This window comes from Puia sp., assembly GCF_035546395.1.
Classification (GTDB): domain Bacteria; phylum Bacteroidota; class Bacteroidia; order Chitinophagales; family Chitinophagaceae; genus Puia.
In genome coordinates this window covers 340,937-354,722 of the sequence record NZ_DASZXR010000014.1, presented here as the reverse complement: position 1 = coordinate 354,722, position 13,786 = coordinate 340,937, and the positions used below count along the sequence as shown (strand labels likewise).

General features: G+C 55.0%; 14 protein-coding genes. 2 read left to right on the top strand and 12 right to left on the bottom strand.

The window, feature by feature from the left end; genetic code table 11:
- Positions 1 to 52 precede the first annotated feature (52 nt).
- From VHE34_RS14180 to VHE34_RS14170, 3 genes are all read right to left on the bottom strand, one after another.
- Positions 53 to 922 carry a LamG domain-containing protein gene (locus VHE34_RS14180; RefSeq protein ID WP_325588982.1) on the bottom strand — a complete coding sequence of 290 codons (870 nt, stop codon included), beginning with the start codon at positions 920 to 922 and terminating at the stop codon, positions 53 to 55.
- 59 nt (positions 923 to 981) lie between these two features.
- Positions 982 to 3,642, bottom strand: coding sequence for a valine--tRNA ligase (locus VHE34_RS14175; RefSeq protein ID WP_325588980.1), 2,661 nt, complete (start codon positions 3,640 to 3,642; stop codon positions 982 to 984).
- Positions 3,643 to 4,147: 505 nt separating this feature from the next.
- Positions 4,148 to 4,276, bottom strand: coding sequence for a hypothetical protein (locus VHE34_RS14170; protein ID WP_325588978.1), 129 nt, complete (start codon positions 4,274 to 4,276; stop codon positions 4,148 to 4,150).
- Between the two features lie 99 nt (positions 4,277 to 4,375).
- Here VHE34_RS14170 and VHE34_RS14165 point away from each other — a divergent pair, with 99 nt between their 5' ends.
- Entirely contained in the window at positions 4,376 to 5,746 is a 1,371-nt protein-coding gene (locus VHE34_RS14165; protein ID WP_325588976.1) for an exonuclease domain-containing protein, read from the top strand.
- Between the two features lie 36 nt (positions 5,747 to 5,782).
- On the opposite strand, the gene VHE34_RS14160 is transcribed toward VHE34_RS14165, so the two are convergent.
- From VHE34_RS14160 to VHE34_RS14150, 3 genes are all read right to left on the bottom strand, one after another.
- Positions 5,783 to 6,412 carry a hypothetical protein gene (locus VHE34_RS14160; protein ID WP_325588974.1) on the bottom strand — a complete coding sequence of 210 codons (630 nt, stop codon included), beginning with the start codon at positions 6,410 to 6,412 and terminating at the stop codon, positions 5,783 to 5,785.
- A 133-nt stretch (positions 6,413 to 6,545) separates the two neighbouring features.
- Positions 6,546 to 7,193, bottom strand: coding sequence for a leucyl/phenylalanyl-tRNA--protein transferase (gene aat, locus VHE34_RS14155; protein ID WP_325588972.1), 648 nt, complete (start codon positions 7,191 to 7,193; stop codon positions 6,546 to 6,548).
- 27 nt (positions 7,194 to 7,220) lie between these two features.
- Positions 7,221 to 7,529, bottom strand: coding sequence for an ATP-dependent Clp protease adaptor ClpS (locus VHE34_RS14150; protein WP_325588970.1), 309 nt, complete (start codon positions 7,527 to 7,529; stop codon positions 7,221 to 7,223).
- Between the two features lie 107 nt (positions 7,530 to 7,636).
- Between VHE34_RS14150 and VHE34_RS14145 the strand changes: the two genes are divergently transcribed.
- On the top strand, positions 7,637 to 8,278 hold the full coding sequence (locus VHE34_RS14145) for an RNA methyltransferase (protein ID WP_325588968.1): 642 nt from the start codon (positions 7,637 to 7,639) through the stop codon (positions 8,276 to 8,278).
- A 100-nt stretch (positions 8,279 to 8,378) separates the two neighbouring features.
- Here the strand turns inward: VHE34_RS14145 and VHE34_RS14140 are convergent, their stop codons facing one another.
- The 6 genes from VHE34_RS14140 to VHE34_RS14115 form a co-directional block, all read right to left on the bottom strand.
- The gene (locus VHE34_RS14140; RefSeq protein WP_325588966.1) at positions 8,379 to 9,326 is read right to left on the bottom strand and encodes a YihY/virulence factor BrkB family protein; all 948 of its coding nucleotides are present in this window, start codon (positions 9,324 to 9,326) and stop codon (positions 8,379 to 8,381) included.
- Positions 9,327 to 9,333: 7 nt separating this feature from the next.
- Positions 9,334 to 10,374, bottom strand: a complete 1,041-nt coding sequence (gene mltG / locus VHE34_RS14135; RefSeq protein ID WP_325588964.1) for an endolytic transglycosylase MltG — start codon at positions 10,372 to 10,374, stop codon at positions 9,334 to 9,336.
- 195 nt (positions 10,375 to 10,569) lie between these two features.
- Positions 10,570 to 10,854: a preprotein translocase subunit SecG gene (secG, locus tag VHE34_RS14130; RefSeq protein WP_325588962.1), complete on the bottom strand. Its 285-nt coding sequence runs from the start codon at positions 10,852 to 10,854 to the stop codon at positions 10,570 to 10,572.
- Between the two features lies 1 nt (position 10,855).
- A complete protein-coding gene (locus tag VHE34_RS14125; protein WP_325588959.1) occupies positions 10,856 to 11,998 on the bottom strand; it encodes a hypothetical protein in 1,143 nt (380 codons plus the stop codon).
- A 13-nt stretch (positions 11,999 to 12,011) separates the two neighbouring features.
- Positions 12,012 to 12,539 carry an LptE family protein gene (locus VHE34_RS14120; RefSeq protein WP_325588957.1) on the bottom strand — a complete coding sequence of 176 codons (528 nt, stop codon included), beginning with the start codon at positions 12,537 to 12,539 and terminating at the stop codon, positions 12,012 to 12,014.
- The gene (locus VHE34_RS14115; protein WP_325588955.1) at positions 12,532 to 13,785 is read right to left on the bottom strand and encodes a sigma-54 dependent transcriptional regulator; all 1,254 of its coding nucleotides are present in this window, start codon (positions 13,783 to 13,785) and stop codon (positions 12,532 to 12,534) included. Before VHE34_RS14115 ends, VHE34_RS14120 begins: the two co-directional genes overlap by 8 nt.
- Position 13,786 lies beyond the last annotated feature (1 nt).

Below are 13,786 nucleotides of genomic sequence, written 5' to 3'. Positions count from 1 at the left end.
AGGTCATTCTTTTCGGGACGCCAAGCGGCAGCGCGGGAAGAGGATCTGTCGATCAATTACTTGCGTTCACCAACTGTGTGATGGCCTGCTGAGGAAGCGCCCGATTGTAGATCCTGATCTCATCGATGACGCCGTTGAACCAATAGGGGAACAGGACGTTCTCATCCCTGCCGATAAAAATATCATTGGAATTGTCAGCGAAGGCCACCGTCTTTGTCACGGAACCCTTCAAAACGCCGTTGACATAGAACTTCGCCGTCAACCCATCATAGGTATACGCAAACTTATACCAGATGCCCGTTTGCACCGCGCTGGAGTTGTTGCCGGCAGTTAAGGTGGTTTCGGAGGGAATATTGTCGCCATAGGTGCCGTAGGCGACTTCCGACTCCGGATGCGGAGGATTTAGAGTGCAACCATTCGTGCTGTCGGAGAAACGCAGGAAATACAATCCATTTACATCATCAGAAGATCCCTTGCAAAGGATCTGATTGCCGCTGCATTTGCCTGCATAAAACCCGTTGATCCTGACGATCGCATAAAGGGTTATATTATCGGGATTAAGGCTGGCGCTGTTATGTACCTGCATATAGCTGGTGGCCCCGTCGAATAAATACGCATTATTGGGATTGCCAAATCTGTCTGTCGTCGGCGTGGCATTGTTGAATACGATATGGTTCCCGTATAGGCTGCTGTCATGCAGGCTGCCGCCGTTAAAATTATAATAAGCCACCAGACCGCTGGCGATGTCATAGACCGTATCGGCTACCGGGATGCTGTCGTGTTTGACGATAACCGTGGTGTCATGCTTGATGACCGTGATGGTGTCGTTGCTCTTTTGGCAGCCGGTCAGGGGAGCGCCGGCAAAAAAGAAGCATGGGGCCGAGATAGCTGCGGAAACGAGCAGCCGGGCGTATTTTAACATGGGATAAGCCATTTAAGGGATGGCTAACCAAGATAATAAAAAGTTTCCATAAACCATCGTTAGCCGTTCAGGCTCTCTTCCAACGCCTTGATCTTTATCTCCGCATCTTCCTTCTTCCTCCGCTCCAGGTCGACGACCTCGGGCTTTGCGTTCTGCACGAACCGTTCGTTCTCCAGCTTCTTGTTGACAGAGGCCAGAAAGCCCTTCAGGTAGTTCAGCTCTTTCAGCAGGTCCTCCTTCTGATTGCCGGCAGCCAGCGGCTGCGCCGTGACGATATAATATTTGTCCTTCCCGGAGACCACGGTCAGCGAACCCGCGACGGCTTCGCGGGTAAAATCGATGCTTTCGGCATTCACCTGCCGCGAAAGGATAGGGGAGAGCGAACGGAATGTGGCCTCCGATGATTCCGAATGGATATGCAGCCTGACGGATTCCTTTGGCTTGATCTGCGCCTTGTTCCGCGCATCCCGGAGCGCCGTGATCGCTTCCTTCAACAGCGCACCCTCGCCCAGGATTCGTGCATCGGCGGGAGCCGCGGGCGCGAACTGCCGTACGCAAAGGTCATCGCCTTCGGCACGGGGCGCCAGCAGATGATAGATCTCTTCTGTGATAAACGGCATGTAAGGATGCAGTAATTGCACCAGCTGCTCAAAGAATCCAACGGTTTGCCGGTGGATATTCGCGTCCATGGGCTGCTCGAAACCGGGCTTTACCCATTCCAGGTACCAACTGCAGAAATCGTCCCAGATCAGCGAATAAAGCGTCTTCAGCGCTTCGCTCAGCCGGAATTCGCGGAACGCCTGGCCGATCGTCTCCCGGGCCTCCGCCAGCCGGTTGGCAAACCATTCGACGGCAAAGTTGGAACCGGGTCTCACCGCAGGGTCCAATCGTCCCTCCCAACCCTTCACCAGCTTCAGCGCATTCCACAGCTTGTTATTAAAGTTCCGGCCCTGTTCCAGCGCCGCCTCATCGAATAGCAGGTCATTCCCCGCCGGCGAAGCGATCATGATGCCGAAGCGCACCGCATCGGCGCCGTATTTGTCGATGAGCATCAGCAGGTCGGGTGAATTCCCGAGGCTCTTGCTCATCTTGCGACCCAGGTTATCCCGCACCATCCCGGTGAAATACACGTCCCGGAAGGGGATGCGCTGCTGCATCGGGAGGCTCTCGGGGAAATAGTATAGCCCCGCCATGATCATCCGCGCGACCCAGAAGAAGATGATATCCTGACCCGTGACCAGCACGGAGGTGGGATAATAATATCGGATGTCCGGGTTACCCGGGTTGCTAACGCCCTTGAAGACCTCGATGGGCCAGAGCCAGGAAGAGAACCAGGTATCCAGTACGTCTTCGTCCTGCCGCAGATCGCCGGCGGAGAAAGCCGGTTGGCCCGAGGCCCCAAAAAGCGTATAAGCTTCCTCGCGCGTAGCCGCCACCTGCAGGCTGCCGTCCGGCGCATACCAGGCGGGTATCTGCTGACCCCACCACAACTGCCTGGATATACACCAGTCCTTTACGTTCTCGAGCCAGTATTTATAGGTCGCCAGGAATTTGTCCCCGGGATGGATGCGGATATACCCTTCGGTCACGGCCTTCAGCGCCGGTGCGGCCAGCTCCTTCATCCTTACGAACCACTGCGTGGAGATCCGCGGCTCGACGACGCAATGGGTCCGCTGCGAATATCCCAGCCGGGTCATATGCGACTCCTCTTTGATTATCAATCCTTCTGCGTGCAGCCGGGCAATGACCGCCTTACGGGCCGCAAACCGCTCCATACCCACAAAGACCTCGGCGGCCGCACTCAGCGTCCCGTCCTCGTTCAATGTATCGACGATGGGCAGCCCATGCTTTAACCCCAGGTTATAGTCATTGATATCATGCGCCGGCGTGACCTTCAACGCGCCCGTACCAAAGGCCGGATCGACGTATTCGTCGAAGATGACCGGGATCCGCCGGTTCACCAGCGGAACAATGGCAAACGCACCCTTCAGGTCCGTATACCGCTCGTCGGTGGGATTGACACAGATAGCCGTATCACCCATAATGGTCTCGGGCCGCTGCGTGGCAATTGTGATGCTCCGGTCGAGGGAGCGGCCGTTATGGTCCACCAGTGCATAGTTGACATAGTAAAGCCTGCCCTGCTCGTCCTTGTATTCCACCTCCTCGTCGCTCAGGGCGGTCTTCGCCTGCGGGTCCCAGTTGATCATCCGGGCTCCCCGGTAGATCAGCCCTTTCTGATACAGGTCCACGAACACCTTGATGACGGAATCATAATAGTCCTTGTCCATGGTGAACGACACCCGGTCCCAGTCCACGCTGCAGCCGAGCCGGCGGATTTGTTCATAGATGATCCCGCCATATTTGTCCTTCCACTCATAGGCATATTTCATGAACTCGGGGCGCGAGAGCTGATTCTTGTCGATTCCCCGCTCCTTCAACATCCCGACCACCTTTGCCTCGGTCGCGATGGACGCGTGGTCGCTACCCGGCACCCAGCAGGCATTGTAGCCGCTCATCCGGTGATAGCGCACCAGGATATCCTGCACGGTCTCGTTCAGGGTATGCCCCATATGAAGCACCCCAGTGACATTGGGGGGCGGGATAACCACACTGTACGCAGGCCGCCCGTCGGGGACACTGCTGAAATAACGTTTCCGAAGCCAGATATCTGACCATTTTTCTTCTGTTGCTGCCGGTATGTAGTTCTTGCTCAATTCCATGGACCGCAAATGTACGTTGAATAAAAAAAATTCCGCCAGCCGGGCGGAAAGAGGCAAAAAAATTCCCCGGGAAACCGGGGAATTGCCTTTGAATATTTTGATAGCTGCCCCTCAGAAAAGTTGGCCGGGCAGCGCAATTTTATAGTACAATTGACCTATGCAAACCAATACAGGTAAGACAGGAACATCACGAGGCCGATAAAACCGATGGCCAACAGAAAAGTTTTCGCTGTTTCTCCAAGATGAATAGATGAGAAGACCTTTTTCATAAAAGAAATTTTTTAGGGTGAAACCAAATGATTAAAAATATACGGTTTCAAAGGGGATCGGAGGTTGATCGGGATGGTTTCTCAGATGAAGTTGGCGTGAGAGATTGCCTTAAAGGTCCAAGCAGTCGTTACAAAAATACTATATTTTCCGACAACCTGAAATTCTTTTTGGGCTTTTCCTGCCTACGGCTAATGGACTGTCCCTGAATAGTTTGTGTTGAAAAAAAGACCGTTTTTTACGACATCGTGAACAAGTACGCAAACGAAAGAATGGCGGCAAAATAAAGGAACGCAGTGATAAAAACCATTACAGTGCTTTCATTGGCGATACTTTCTTTGGCCCTCGTCGAGTCGAGTTGTTCCATACAGATTTGGATTTAGGGTTAAACAATGGGAGGGTACGGAACAAGGAAACTTCTTTTTACCTTTACAGACCCGGCAACAGGGCCCTCGGGGTAGATAGAATGTATGCGATAGTCGATATAGAAACTACCGGCGGTTATGCAGCTAATAACGCCATAACGGAAGTTGCTATTGTGTTGCATGATGGAAACCGGGAAGTTAAGCGCTATGAGACCCTGGTTCGGCCCGGGATATCCATCCCCCGGTATGTCCAGGCCCTCACCGGCATCAACGACGAAATGGTGGCCGATGCGCCCGGCTTCGAAGAAATAGCCCCGACCATCCACGAATGGCTCAAGGACTCCGTATTCGTCGCCCATAACGTCAATTTCGACTATTCCTTTCTTCATAGCCAGCTCAAGGAATGCGGTTTCCACCTCGACAGCCGCAAACTCTGTACGGTGCGCCTCAGCCGCAAAGTGTTTCCGGGGGCGCCCAGCTACAGCCTGGGCAACATCTGCCAGCATCTTGGCATCTCCATCCCTAACCGGCACCGCGCCGGGGGGGACGCCAACGCCACCGTGCTGCTTTTCGAGAAGATCCTGCAGGCCGGCGGCCTGGAGGTCATCCGGACGATGCTCAAGGGCCGTAACAAGGAACAATACCTTCCTGTCAACCTACCGGCTGAACAACTCGATCGCCTGCCCCAGACCCCGGGCGTCTATTACTTCCATGACCAGAAAGGAAAGGTCATCTACGTCGGCAAGGCCAACAATATCCGCCAGCGCGTCAGCAGCCATTTCTCCAACAACAAGACCGGCCGGCAAAAACAGGAGTTCCTCCGGAACATCTATTCCATCTCCCATGAACCCACCGGGACCGAACTGATGGCCTTTCTCCTGGAATGCGTCGAGATCAAAAGACTCTGGCCGGTCTACAACAGGAGCCTGAAACGTTTTGAACCCTCCTATGGCCTTTACACGTATGAAGATCGCAACGGCTATTCGCGGTTGATCCTGGAAAAACGAAAGAAGCAATTGCAGCCGGTATACACATTCTCCCTGCTGCTCGAAGGCCAGAACCTACTGCGGAAGCTCATCCGCGAATTCGATCTCTGTCCCCGCCTTTGCTTTGTTCAGAAAGGGGAACAGTCCTGCGAAGGTTTGCATGAAGGCTATTGCAGGGGCGCCTGCGAAGGGAGCGAATCCCCCAAGAGCTACAACCGCCGCGTAGATGAAGCCATCGGCGCTCTGATCAAGAGCCTGCCCAGCTTCACCCTGGTGGATCGCGGCCGCCATGCCGAAGAGAAAAGCTGCATCCTCATCGAACAGGGGCGCCTGTATGGAATGGGCTATCTTCCCGCCGACGCGGCGATCTACGACGCATCCGACATTAAGAACTATCTCACCCGCTATCCCGAAAATGATTATATGCGCGGGCTCATCTATGCGCATGCCGAGCGATGGCCTGTAAAAAGAAAGGACCTGCCCTAAAGCAGGTCCCTGACGAATCCGGTATCGAATAAGGGATCAGAATTTTCCACTAACGGTCTTCGCCTGTCTCCCCCCGCCGAGGAAGAAGCCGATCTTGATGGCGCAATAGCTATTCTTGGCCGTAGCCGTTCCCAGCGTATTGCCATTGCCGTCCGTGACGGTCTGGGTGCTCTTACCGATGAGATTGTACTCGAAGGCAAAACGGAAATGGCTGAGTTCGAAGCCCGATCGGATCATTCCGCCGAACTTCGTGGAACCGCCGAGCGCCACGCTGCCGTTTTGTGAATTGGCGGAGACCGAAGCGCTGGCAAGACTATAGATACCGGTGCCTACGCCGCTGAATGCGCGGAAGAACCGGTTGCTGTAATAGTAGTCGCCCGTGGCCAGGTACGAACCGCTGGCCGCCACATCGGCGCTCGCCGAAGAGCCGTCGCCGGCCACCCAACCTCTTGCCGTGATCGCGGCCTCCACCCGGAGACCGACGGAGATCTTATCGATGATGGAATACCGCGGCTCGAGCGAGAAGGCGACACCGCCCTTGGCGCCCGGACCCTGCGGAATGGCCCAGCCGGTCATTACGTCTACCCGGAAGGGTTTGAAAGATTGTGCGTTGGAAATAGTGGAGAGACAGAAGAGCGTGAATCCTGCAAGTAGGATCTTTTTCATGGTCTTTGGTTTTTATGGGTTATTGAATCAAAAAATGAATATTGGATGCTAATGCTTTACACTTACCGGCAAGTATATTGGTTTTATTTTATAAATACAATATTGCAACTGTGGAATTTTTGACAGGTGACGTTCAAGGGATGAGTTGGCCCAGCAGGGCGATAAAGTCTTCCCTTGGGATCATCCTGGCTCCCAGGCTTTCGAGATGTGCGGTGTAGACCTGGCAATCGATCAGTCGTACTCCCTCGCCCTGCAGTCGCTGGACATACTGGATAAAGGCGTATTTGCTTGCATTGCTGACCTTGCTGAACATGCTTTCGCCAAAGAACACGCTCCCCAGGCGGATGCCATACAATCCTCCCACCAATTCGCCATCCTGCCAGGCTTCGGCGCTATGCGCATAGCCGAGCTCGTGCATCCGCGTATAGGCATCCCGCACCTCGTCGGTGATCCAGGTGCTTTCCTGTCCCTGGCGGGCGATGGTCTTGCAGTTGGTGATCACTTCGCGGAAGGCGGTGTCGACGCGGAAATCGAAGACATCGCGCTTGTGCAGCTGCTTCATGCTCTTGCTTTCCCGCAATTCTTCGGGAAACAGTACGAAACGCGGATCGGGACACCACCAGAGGATGTGCTGCCCTTCATACCAGGGAAAGATGCCATGCCGGTAGGCCAGCAGCAGCCGCTCGGGTGACAGATCGCCTCCAATGGCTAGCAGGCCGTCCGGTTCGGACAGATGAACGGGAGGGAATAAAAGCTCGTTATTGAGAATAAAGAGAGACATTGTTTTGCGGCCACCCGCTTGTCGTAGTTACTGGGATCCGGAGAGGATCTCGATGGTGGCGCCGATGCCCCGGTCGGTAATGGCGTCGCATTGCGGCTTCAGCTCCTCATATGATCCGCGCTTCACCGCATATTTTCCCTTGGTATGGATGATCATCGCACATTGCTCGGCCTGCTCCTGCGAATGTCCGCATACCTCGATCAGCGTCTCGATCACCCACTCGAACGTATTGACCTCGTCGTTCCATACGATCAGGCTATACGGATCCTCCACGCTGGTCAGCACGTCCACATCTTCGACCTCAATGGTCCGCGGATTATTTAGAGAATAGGGCATTGGGCAGTATCTTTTGACAAAAGTACGTATTTCGGTTGCTCATACAAGCCTTTGGCCTAACTTTACCCGATCCGCAAAAGTCGGAAACTTCGCATATACTATTGATTATGACCCCGGAACGAGAGCAAAGGATCACTCATGTACTCGACAAAAGACAAGGTAACCTTATCATCGTGCTCGAGAACGTATTCGACCCGCACAATATCTCCGCCGTGATGCGTACCTGCGATGCAGTCGGCGTACAGGATATCGTGGTACTGAATACCCGCATCCCTCGGCATAAGAAATGGGGCGCCAAGAGCAGCAGCAGCGCCGCAAACTGGCTGACGATCCATCAATATGACAACACGGAGGAATGTTTTGCCTTTCTCCGGACCCGCGCGGACCGCATCTTCGCCACGCATCTCAGCAGCGATGCCGTGTCGCTTTACGAGATGGATCTGACCAGGCGGGTCGCGCTCATCTTCGGGAATGAACATTCGGGCGTCAGCGAAGAGATCCTTCCGCTGGTGGATGGGAATTTTATCATTCCGCAGGTGGGCATCATCCGGTCGCTCAACATCTCGGTGGCCTGCGCCGTCACTTTATATGAAGCCTATCGGCAGAAGCAGGCGGCCGGTCAGTATGATCGGCCCGGCCTCGATCCGGCACGGCGAAGCGAACTTTTGAAAGAGTGGAGTAGGGCAGGGAACGCCACGGGCGCTCCGGCCGAGGGCCAATCATTGGATACTAGCACCGAAGGCGCCTAAAAACCCGCACATGCGAATCCTGTTCGTGGCAATATTGCTCTGTATGCGCTTCGCCGCGCCGGCGGCTGCCGCCATGTGAGGTTTTTCCGCAAGGCTGAACTTAGTCCTTTTTTTCGCCGGGCTCCTTCACATAGTGAATACTCACATTGAGCTCGAACCCGATCAGCAGCACCAGGGAGTTGAAATACACCAACAACATGAGGATCATGACGGTACCGATGGAGCCATAGACCTTATTATAGGTGCCGAAACGGTTGACCCAATAGGAGAAGCCCATCGTGGTCAGGATCGTGAGAAAGGTGGCCAGCAGCGTCCCGGGCGACCAAAGAGACCAGCGCTTCCGCACGGCGGGGCCATACTTGTAGATGCAGGCAATGGTCATATAGAACAACGGCAGGATCACGACCCAGCGGAGAGTCCGGAACAACCAGCGGAGACTGTGGTTATTGTTTCGCACGTGCAGGGACTTCAAAAGGCTTCGCAGCAGATCGGCCTGTGTGACCGCCATGACGATCATCCCAATGAGAATAAACAGCACGAGCACGGTCAGCTTGATCGCCATCCATCGCGTTTGCAGACCGTTACGCCGAGTCGTATCGTGGAAGAGCGACCGGTTGAACGATCGCATGATCCCCATCATCGCATTGGACGAATAGAAAAGGGCCAGTACGAAGCCGACTGAAAGCAGGCCTGCCCGCGGCTTCTCGAGAAAATCCTTCAGGAACTGGCTCACCAGCACATAAGTGTTTTGGTTTGGGGTGATGTCCTGGGTAAGCAACAACAGCTGCCGTTCGAGCTTCTGCGACACCGGCAGATAGGGGATGACCGTGCAGATAAAGATCGTCGCGGCGGGGATGGCGGTAAGGAAACTGAACGCAATGGAGCGGGCCCGATCGTTCAATCCCACCTTCTTGACCTGGCTGAAGAAGAACTGCACCACATCGAACAGCGGCTTGCCCCGGAACCCGGGCAGAATGATCTTCTTGCTCCGGGCTTCGAGAAAGCGGAAGGGGGCGCTGTTATATATCCTTCGTTCGAGTTTGATCATCCTGGGGTTATTTCTTCGTCTTCTTCTTGCTGTCCCTTATGGCTTCCTGTTTTCGTAATTCACCCTGGTAGGCCTTTGCATTGGCCTGGTGTTCCTGGTAGGTGGCGGAAAAATTCGTATACCCCGAGAAATCGGACCTTGCGGCAAAGAACAGATAGTCGGTGGCCGGGGAAGAGAGGACCGCTTCCAGGGTGCCTTCTGAAGGCGTGCAGATGGGACCCGGAGGAAGGCCTTCATGTTTGTAAGTGTTATAAGGCGACTCCACGTCCTTGTCCGTGTTGTAGATATGCTTCGCCTCGAAATTCCGCGTCGCATATTTGAGCGTCGGATCGGCTCCGAGCCGCATTCCTTTCGCCAGCCGGTTGAGATATACGCTGGCGATCTTCCCCTTGTCGGAGGCCATGTTCGTCTCTTCCTCCACGATCGAGGCCAGGGTCGTTGCAGTGATGGGTGTCAGTCCTCTTGCCTTTGCCGAATCGATCCGTGCGGGCGTCCACCAGGCCTTGTAGGTGGCGTACATCTTTTTAAAGACGGCAGAAGGCGGTGTGTTCCAGAAATAGGTATACGTATTGGGCATCACGATGGCCAGCACGGTGTTGCTGTCAACCCCGAAGGTCCGCAGAGAATCGTTGTTGTGAAGATAATCCCCGATGCCAGCCGAGTCGGCTTCGAGCTTCTTGCCCATCGCCCCGGCCAGTCCTTCCAGCGTGCGGAACTTGGTGATCACGATCTTTACAGGCGCCTGCCGGCCGTTATGCAGCATCCGCAGGATACTGGTCAGGCTCATGCCTTTTTTGATCTCGTATTTCCCTGCGCGAACGTTCTTCGGATAGTCCATCCTCCCCGCCATAAAATTGAAAAAGGCCGGGCTTCGCAGGACGTTTTCCGCTTTCAGCGTGTCGAGCACCTGTTCATAGGTGGCCCCGGTGCGGATATACAGGAAATAGCTGTCGCTGTCGAAAGCCGTTGCCGGACCGAAAAGGCGGAACAAAACAAAAACGCCGGCGAGCAGAACGAGAAGCAAAATGCCCAAAATGACTCTCTTCATAGGTATATCGATATTCGGCTAATATACGCCGGGAATTCGCATAATGCAAAATAGCAAATTCCCGGCGAAGGTCAAATGTCTGTCCTTCGGACCAGCCGCCAGGGCGGCTTTGGATATAAAAAAGCGGCCACCCTAAAAAGATGGCCGCAGTAATAAATTATGCGATGGCCGCAAATTATCCGATTATTTTATTGCCTACTTGGTGGGACTGGCGGGTGCATTCACCTTCTCCGGGATGGCACGGTTGCTGTTGGAAGCCTTCGGAACGAAGATCGCGGAGAAAAGACAGAGCAGGGCGACGACGATGGCAAGCGCCCAGGTGCCTTTTTCCAGTACATCGGTAGTTTGCTTCACACCCATCAGTTGGTTGCTGAAGCCGCCCACGGTTCCTGCCAATCCACCCCCCTTGGGGTTCTGCACGAGGATGATCAATCCGAGAATCACACAGGCAAGAACGATCAGGATCACAAAAAAGATCATATCAGGGAATATTTAATTGTTCGATTTTGGCTGCAAAATAAGCCCTTTTCCCGGGATTGAGCAAACTTAATTTCTCATAAACGACCCTCGCGCGCTCGCGCATCCCCTGCATGGCGAGCACCTCCGCCATCGTCTCGGTCACTACGTCCTTGCTCTGGATGGAGTGGGCGGCGATGTTCTGCACGGCCTCTTCCGCCACCCGGTCGGGGATCACTTCGCGGTCTTTCTGCGGAAGCCGGCGCATGCCCTTCAGCCATTCGGTGAAGCTCTTCAGCTGTTTGCCCAGCTTATCCTTGGGGTTCTCATCCAGCGTCAGCTTGATGCCCTGCGAGGCGAAATAGTCGATGGTGTGATAGGGCTCGAAGACCAGCCCGCTGTCCACAGGCTGCTGGCCGGGCGGGGGCGCGACCGGCTCCGATCCCGGAGCCGGCGCTGCCGGTTCGGGAATGGTGGCCACTGGTTCCGGTTCGGCGGCTACCACGGCCTCGACCACCGCATCCGGCTCATCCAGCACGAATGGCGGTTCCTCGTCATGGATTGGTTCTGATGCCACCTCCGGTGTCACCCGGGCGGCCTCATCGAGCACAAAAGGCGCCTCATCGTCGTGAATGGGTTCTTCCACCGCCAAGTTCTCACCTGCCAACCCGGTCTCTGCCTCAAAATCGGTATTGATCTTCTGCAGGGTGTCGCGCAATCCTTTTGCTTCCTCGATTCTGCGCAGCAGCTCGTCGGCAGCCGAATGCTCCTCCGGTGGAGGGGCGCTAAGCGCTTCGGCCAGGTCATCCCCTTCGGGTACGCCATAGCTTTCCTCCGCCACCGTCACCACTCCCGCCGCCGGAATGACCAGCCCCTCCGGAGGAGGAGCCACATGATCCTCTTCTACGGGCGGAGCCGCTACAAAGGACTCCCGGGCCGCCGCCGCATGATCCAGCTGCCATTGCAGCCAGAACGGATTCGTAAAATAAAGACTGGTCTTTTGCGTCTCTGCCGCGAATCGATCGGAACCCTCTGCCTTTAGCTTGCGCGACAGCAGGTAATGCCCCATCCCGAAAGACGGATATTCCTCTACAAAAGATTCGAGCCGCTGACGGGAAACTTCATCCAAGGAGGAGACCTGGAACAGATGCTGGAGGATCGGCTGCATGGATTGCTGCATTTTACCAGTTGGAGAAAAGCTTGTTAAATATTTCGTCGGTCAGGTTGCTGACTATCGTCGGCATCAGCTGCGGCTCGGCCTCGGTGATGCTCGTCTGCGCGGAAAAATCGAAGCTCCGGCTCACGTCCGACTCGAAGTCCGCCGGCGCCACCTTCTTCCCCGTCGGATCGAGATGGTTCTTGAAGACGATATGCACCGTCACCGTCAACCGGGTCGAAGCAGCCTGTTGATTGGACACCCCCGAGGTGGAATAGCTGTAGCCCGACACCCAACCGCTGACCTCATAGTCGGCGTCCGAGGTCTGGATCTGTGACAGCCGCGACGCCTGGTTATTGATCTTCTGCCTCAGCGCATCATTCAGCTGCGGCGCCAACTGCGGATTAACCAGCGGGGCCCGGTTCTCGATATAGGACAGATGAATGCTCTTCACCTCAGCCGGGATCGACACATCCTTGAAAGAATAGATCTTACAGGAAGATATCCCGGCACAAAGACCCGCGATGATGGCAATTCCGAAAATTTTATTCATTAATGTCGTATTCCTTTAATTTACGATACAAGGTCCTTTCGCTGATGCCCAGGTCCGAGGCAGCATCCTTGCGCTTGCCCTTGTGCTTCTTCAGCGCTTTGACGATCAGCTCTTTTTCCTTGTCCATGATGTTCAGCGACTCTTCCACTTCCTCATGATGGTGGATGTCCTCGTGCCCATTGACATTGTTATGCAACACCACCGGCTGCGATGTCGCGATGGCCGGAGGCTGGTAGATGGTGTCCGCCGCCTTGATCTCCTCCAGATGGCTCAAAAAGCCGGCATGCTGCTGCGATACCATCGACGGGTTCTGCACGATCTCCACAAACATCTTCTTCAGCTCGGTCACATCCTTCTTCATGTCGAAGAACAGCTTGTACAGGATCTCCCGTTCGTTGGCAAACTCCGGCGCCCCGTTACCCGCACTCACGCCACTGGTGGGCATCACCATCGGCAGCCGCGACCCCGTTTCCGGGATGAACCGCCGCAAGGCCGGCGCCGTGATATGCTTGTCCTCCGAAAGAACGGAAACCTGTTCTGCAATATTTTTCAATTCCCGCACATTCCCCGGCCAGAAATAGTTAATTAACAGATTTTTCGCGTCCTCGTCAAGCTGCACCGGCGCCGTCTTGTATCGCTCGGCAAAGTCCACGGCGAACTTACGGAATAGCAGTGGAATATCCTCCTTCCGGTCCCGCAGCGACGGCACGCGGATGGGGACGGTGCTGAGGCGGTAATAAAGGTCCTCCCGGAACTTGTTCTTCTCCGTTAGCTCCAGCAGATCTTTATTGGTCGCCGCGATCACCCGCACATCGGTCTTCTGGACCTTCGACGAACCCACGCGGATGAATTCTCCCGCCTCCAGCACCCGCAACAGCCGGGCCTGCGTTCCCAGCGGCATCTCCCCGATCTCATCGAGGAAGATCGTCCCGCCGTTCACGGTCTCGAAATACCCCTTTCTCGAATCCACTGCGCCGGTGAAGGAACCCTTTTCATGGCCAAACAGCTCGGAATCGATCGTCCCTTCGGGAATAGCCCCGCAGTTGACGGCAATGAAAGGATTATGTTTACGGCCGGATAATGCATGGATGATCATGGAGAACGCCTCCTTCCCAACTCCACTCTCGCCGGCGATAAGCACCGTAAGATCGGTGGCGGCTACCTGTACGGCAACCTGCAGGGCGAAATTGAGGCCGGGCGAATTGCCGATGATGCCAAACCGGTTCTTTATTGATTGAATTTCCATA

What these genes read in the sequence shown, in the direction of transcription:
- aat (WP_325588972.1), bottom strand. Translation starts at nt 7,193, where the DNA reads ATGTCTCTCTTTATTCTCAATAACGAGCTTTTATTCCCTCCCGTTCAT.
- VHE34_RS14165 (WP_325588976.1), top strand. Translation starts at nt 4,376, where the DNA reads ATGTATGCGATAGTCGATATAGAAACTACCGGCGGTTATGCAGCTAAT.
- VHE34_RS14120 (WP_325588957.1), bottom strand. Translation starts at nt 12,539, where the DNA reads ATGAATAAAATTTTCGGAATTGCCATCATCGCGGGTCTTTGTGCCGGG.
- VHE34_RS14180 (WP_325588982.1), bottom strand. Translation starts at nt 922, where the DNA reads ATGTTAAAATACGCCCGGCTGCTCGTTTCCGCAGCTATCTCGGCCCCA.
- VHE34_RS14145 (WP_325588968.1), top strand. Translation starts at nt 7,637, where the DNA reads ATGACCCCGGAACGAGAGCAAAGGATCACTCATGTACTCGACAAAAGA.
- VHE34_RS14175 (WP_325588980.1), bottom strand. Translation starts at nt 3,642, where the DNA reads ATGGAATTGAGCAAGAACTACATACCGGCAGCAACAGAAGAAAAATGG.
- VHE34_RS14140 (WP_325588966.1), bottom strand. Translation starts at nt 9,326, where the DNA reads ATGATCAAACTCGAACGAAGGATATATAACAGCGCCCCCTTCCGCTTT.
- VHE34_RS14160 (WP_325588974.1), bottom strand. Translation starts at nt 6,412, where the DNA reads ATGAAAAAGATCCTACTTGCAGGATTCACGCTCTTCTGTCTCTCCACT.
- VHE34_RS14115 (WP_325588955.1), bottom strand. Translation starts at nt 13,785, where the DNA reads ATGGAAATTCAATCAATAAAGAACCGGTTTGGCATCATCGGCAATTCG.
- VHE34_RS14150 (WP_325588970.1), bottom strand. Translation starts at nt 7,529, where the DNA reads ATGCCCTATTCTCTAAATAATCCGCGGACCATTGAGGTCGAAGATGTG.
- VHE34_RS14125 (WP_325588959.1), bottom strand. Translation starts at nt 11,998, where the DNA reads ATGCAGCCGATCCTCCAGCATCTGTTCCAGGTCTCCTCCTTGGATGAA.
- mltG (WP_325588964.1), bottom strand. Translation starts at nt 10,374, where the DNA reads ATGAAGAGAGTCATTTTGGGCATTTTGCTTCTCGTTCTGCTCGCCGGC.
- secG (WP_325588962.1), bottom strand. Translation starts at nt 10,854, where the DNA reads ATGATCTTTTTTGTGATCCTGATCGTTCTTGCCTGTGTGATTCTCGGA.
- VHE34_RS14170 (WP_325588978.1), bottom strand. Translation starts at nt 4,276, where the DNA reads ATGGAACAACTCGACTCGACGAGGGCCAAAGAAAGTATCGCCAATGAA.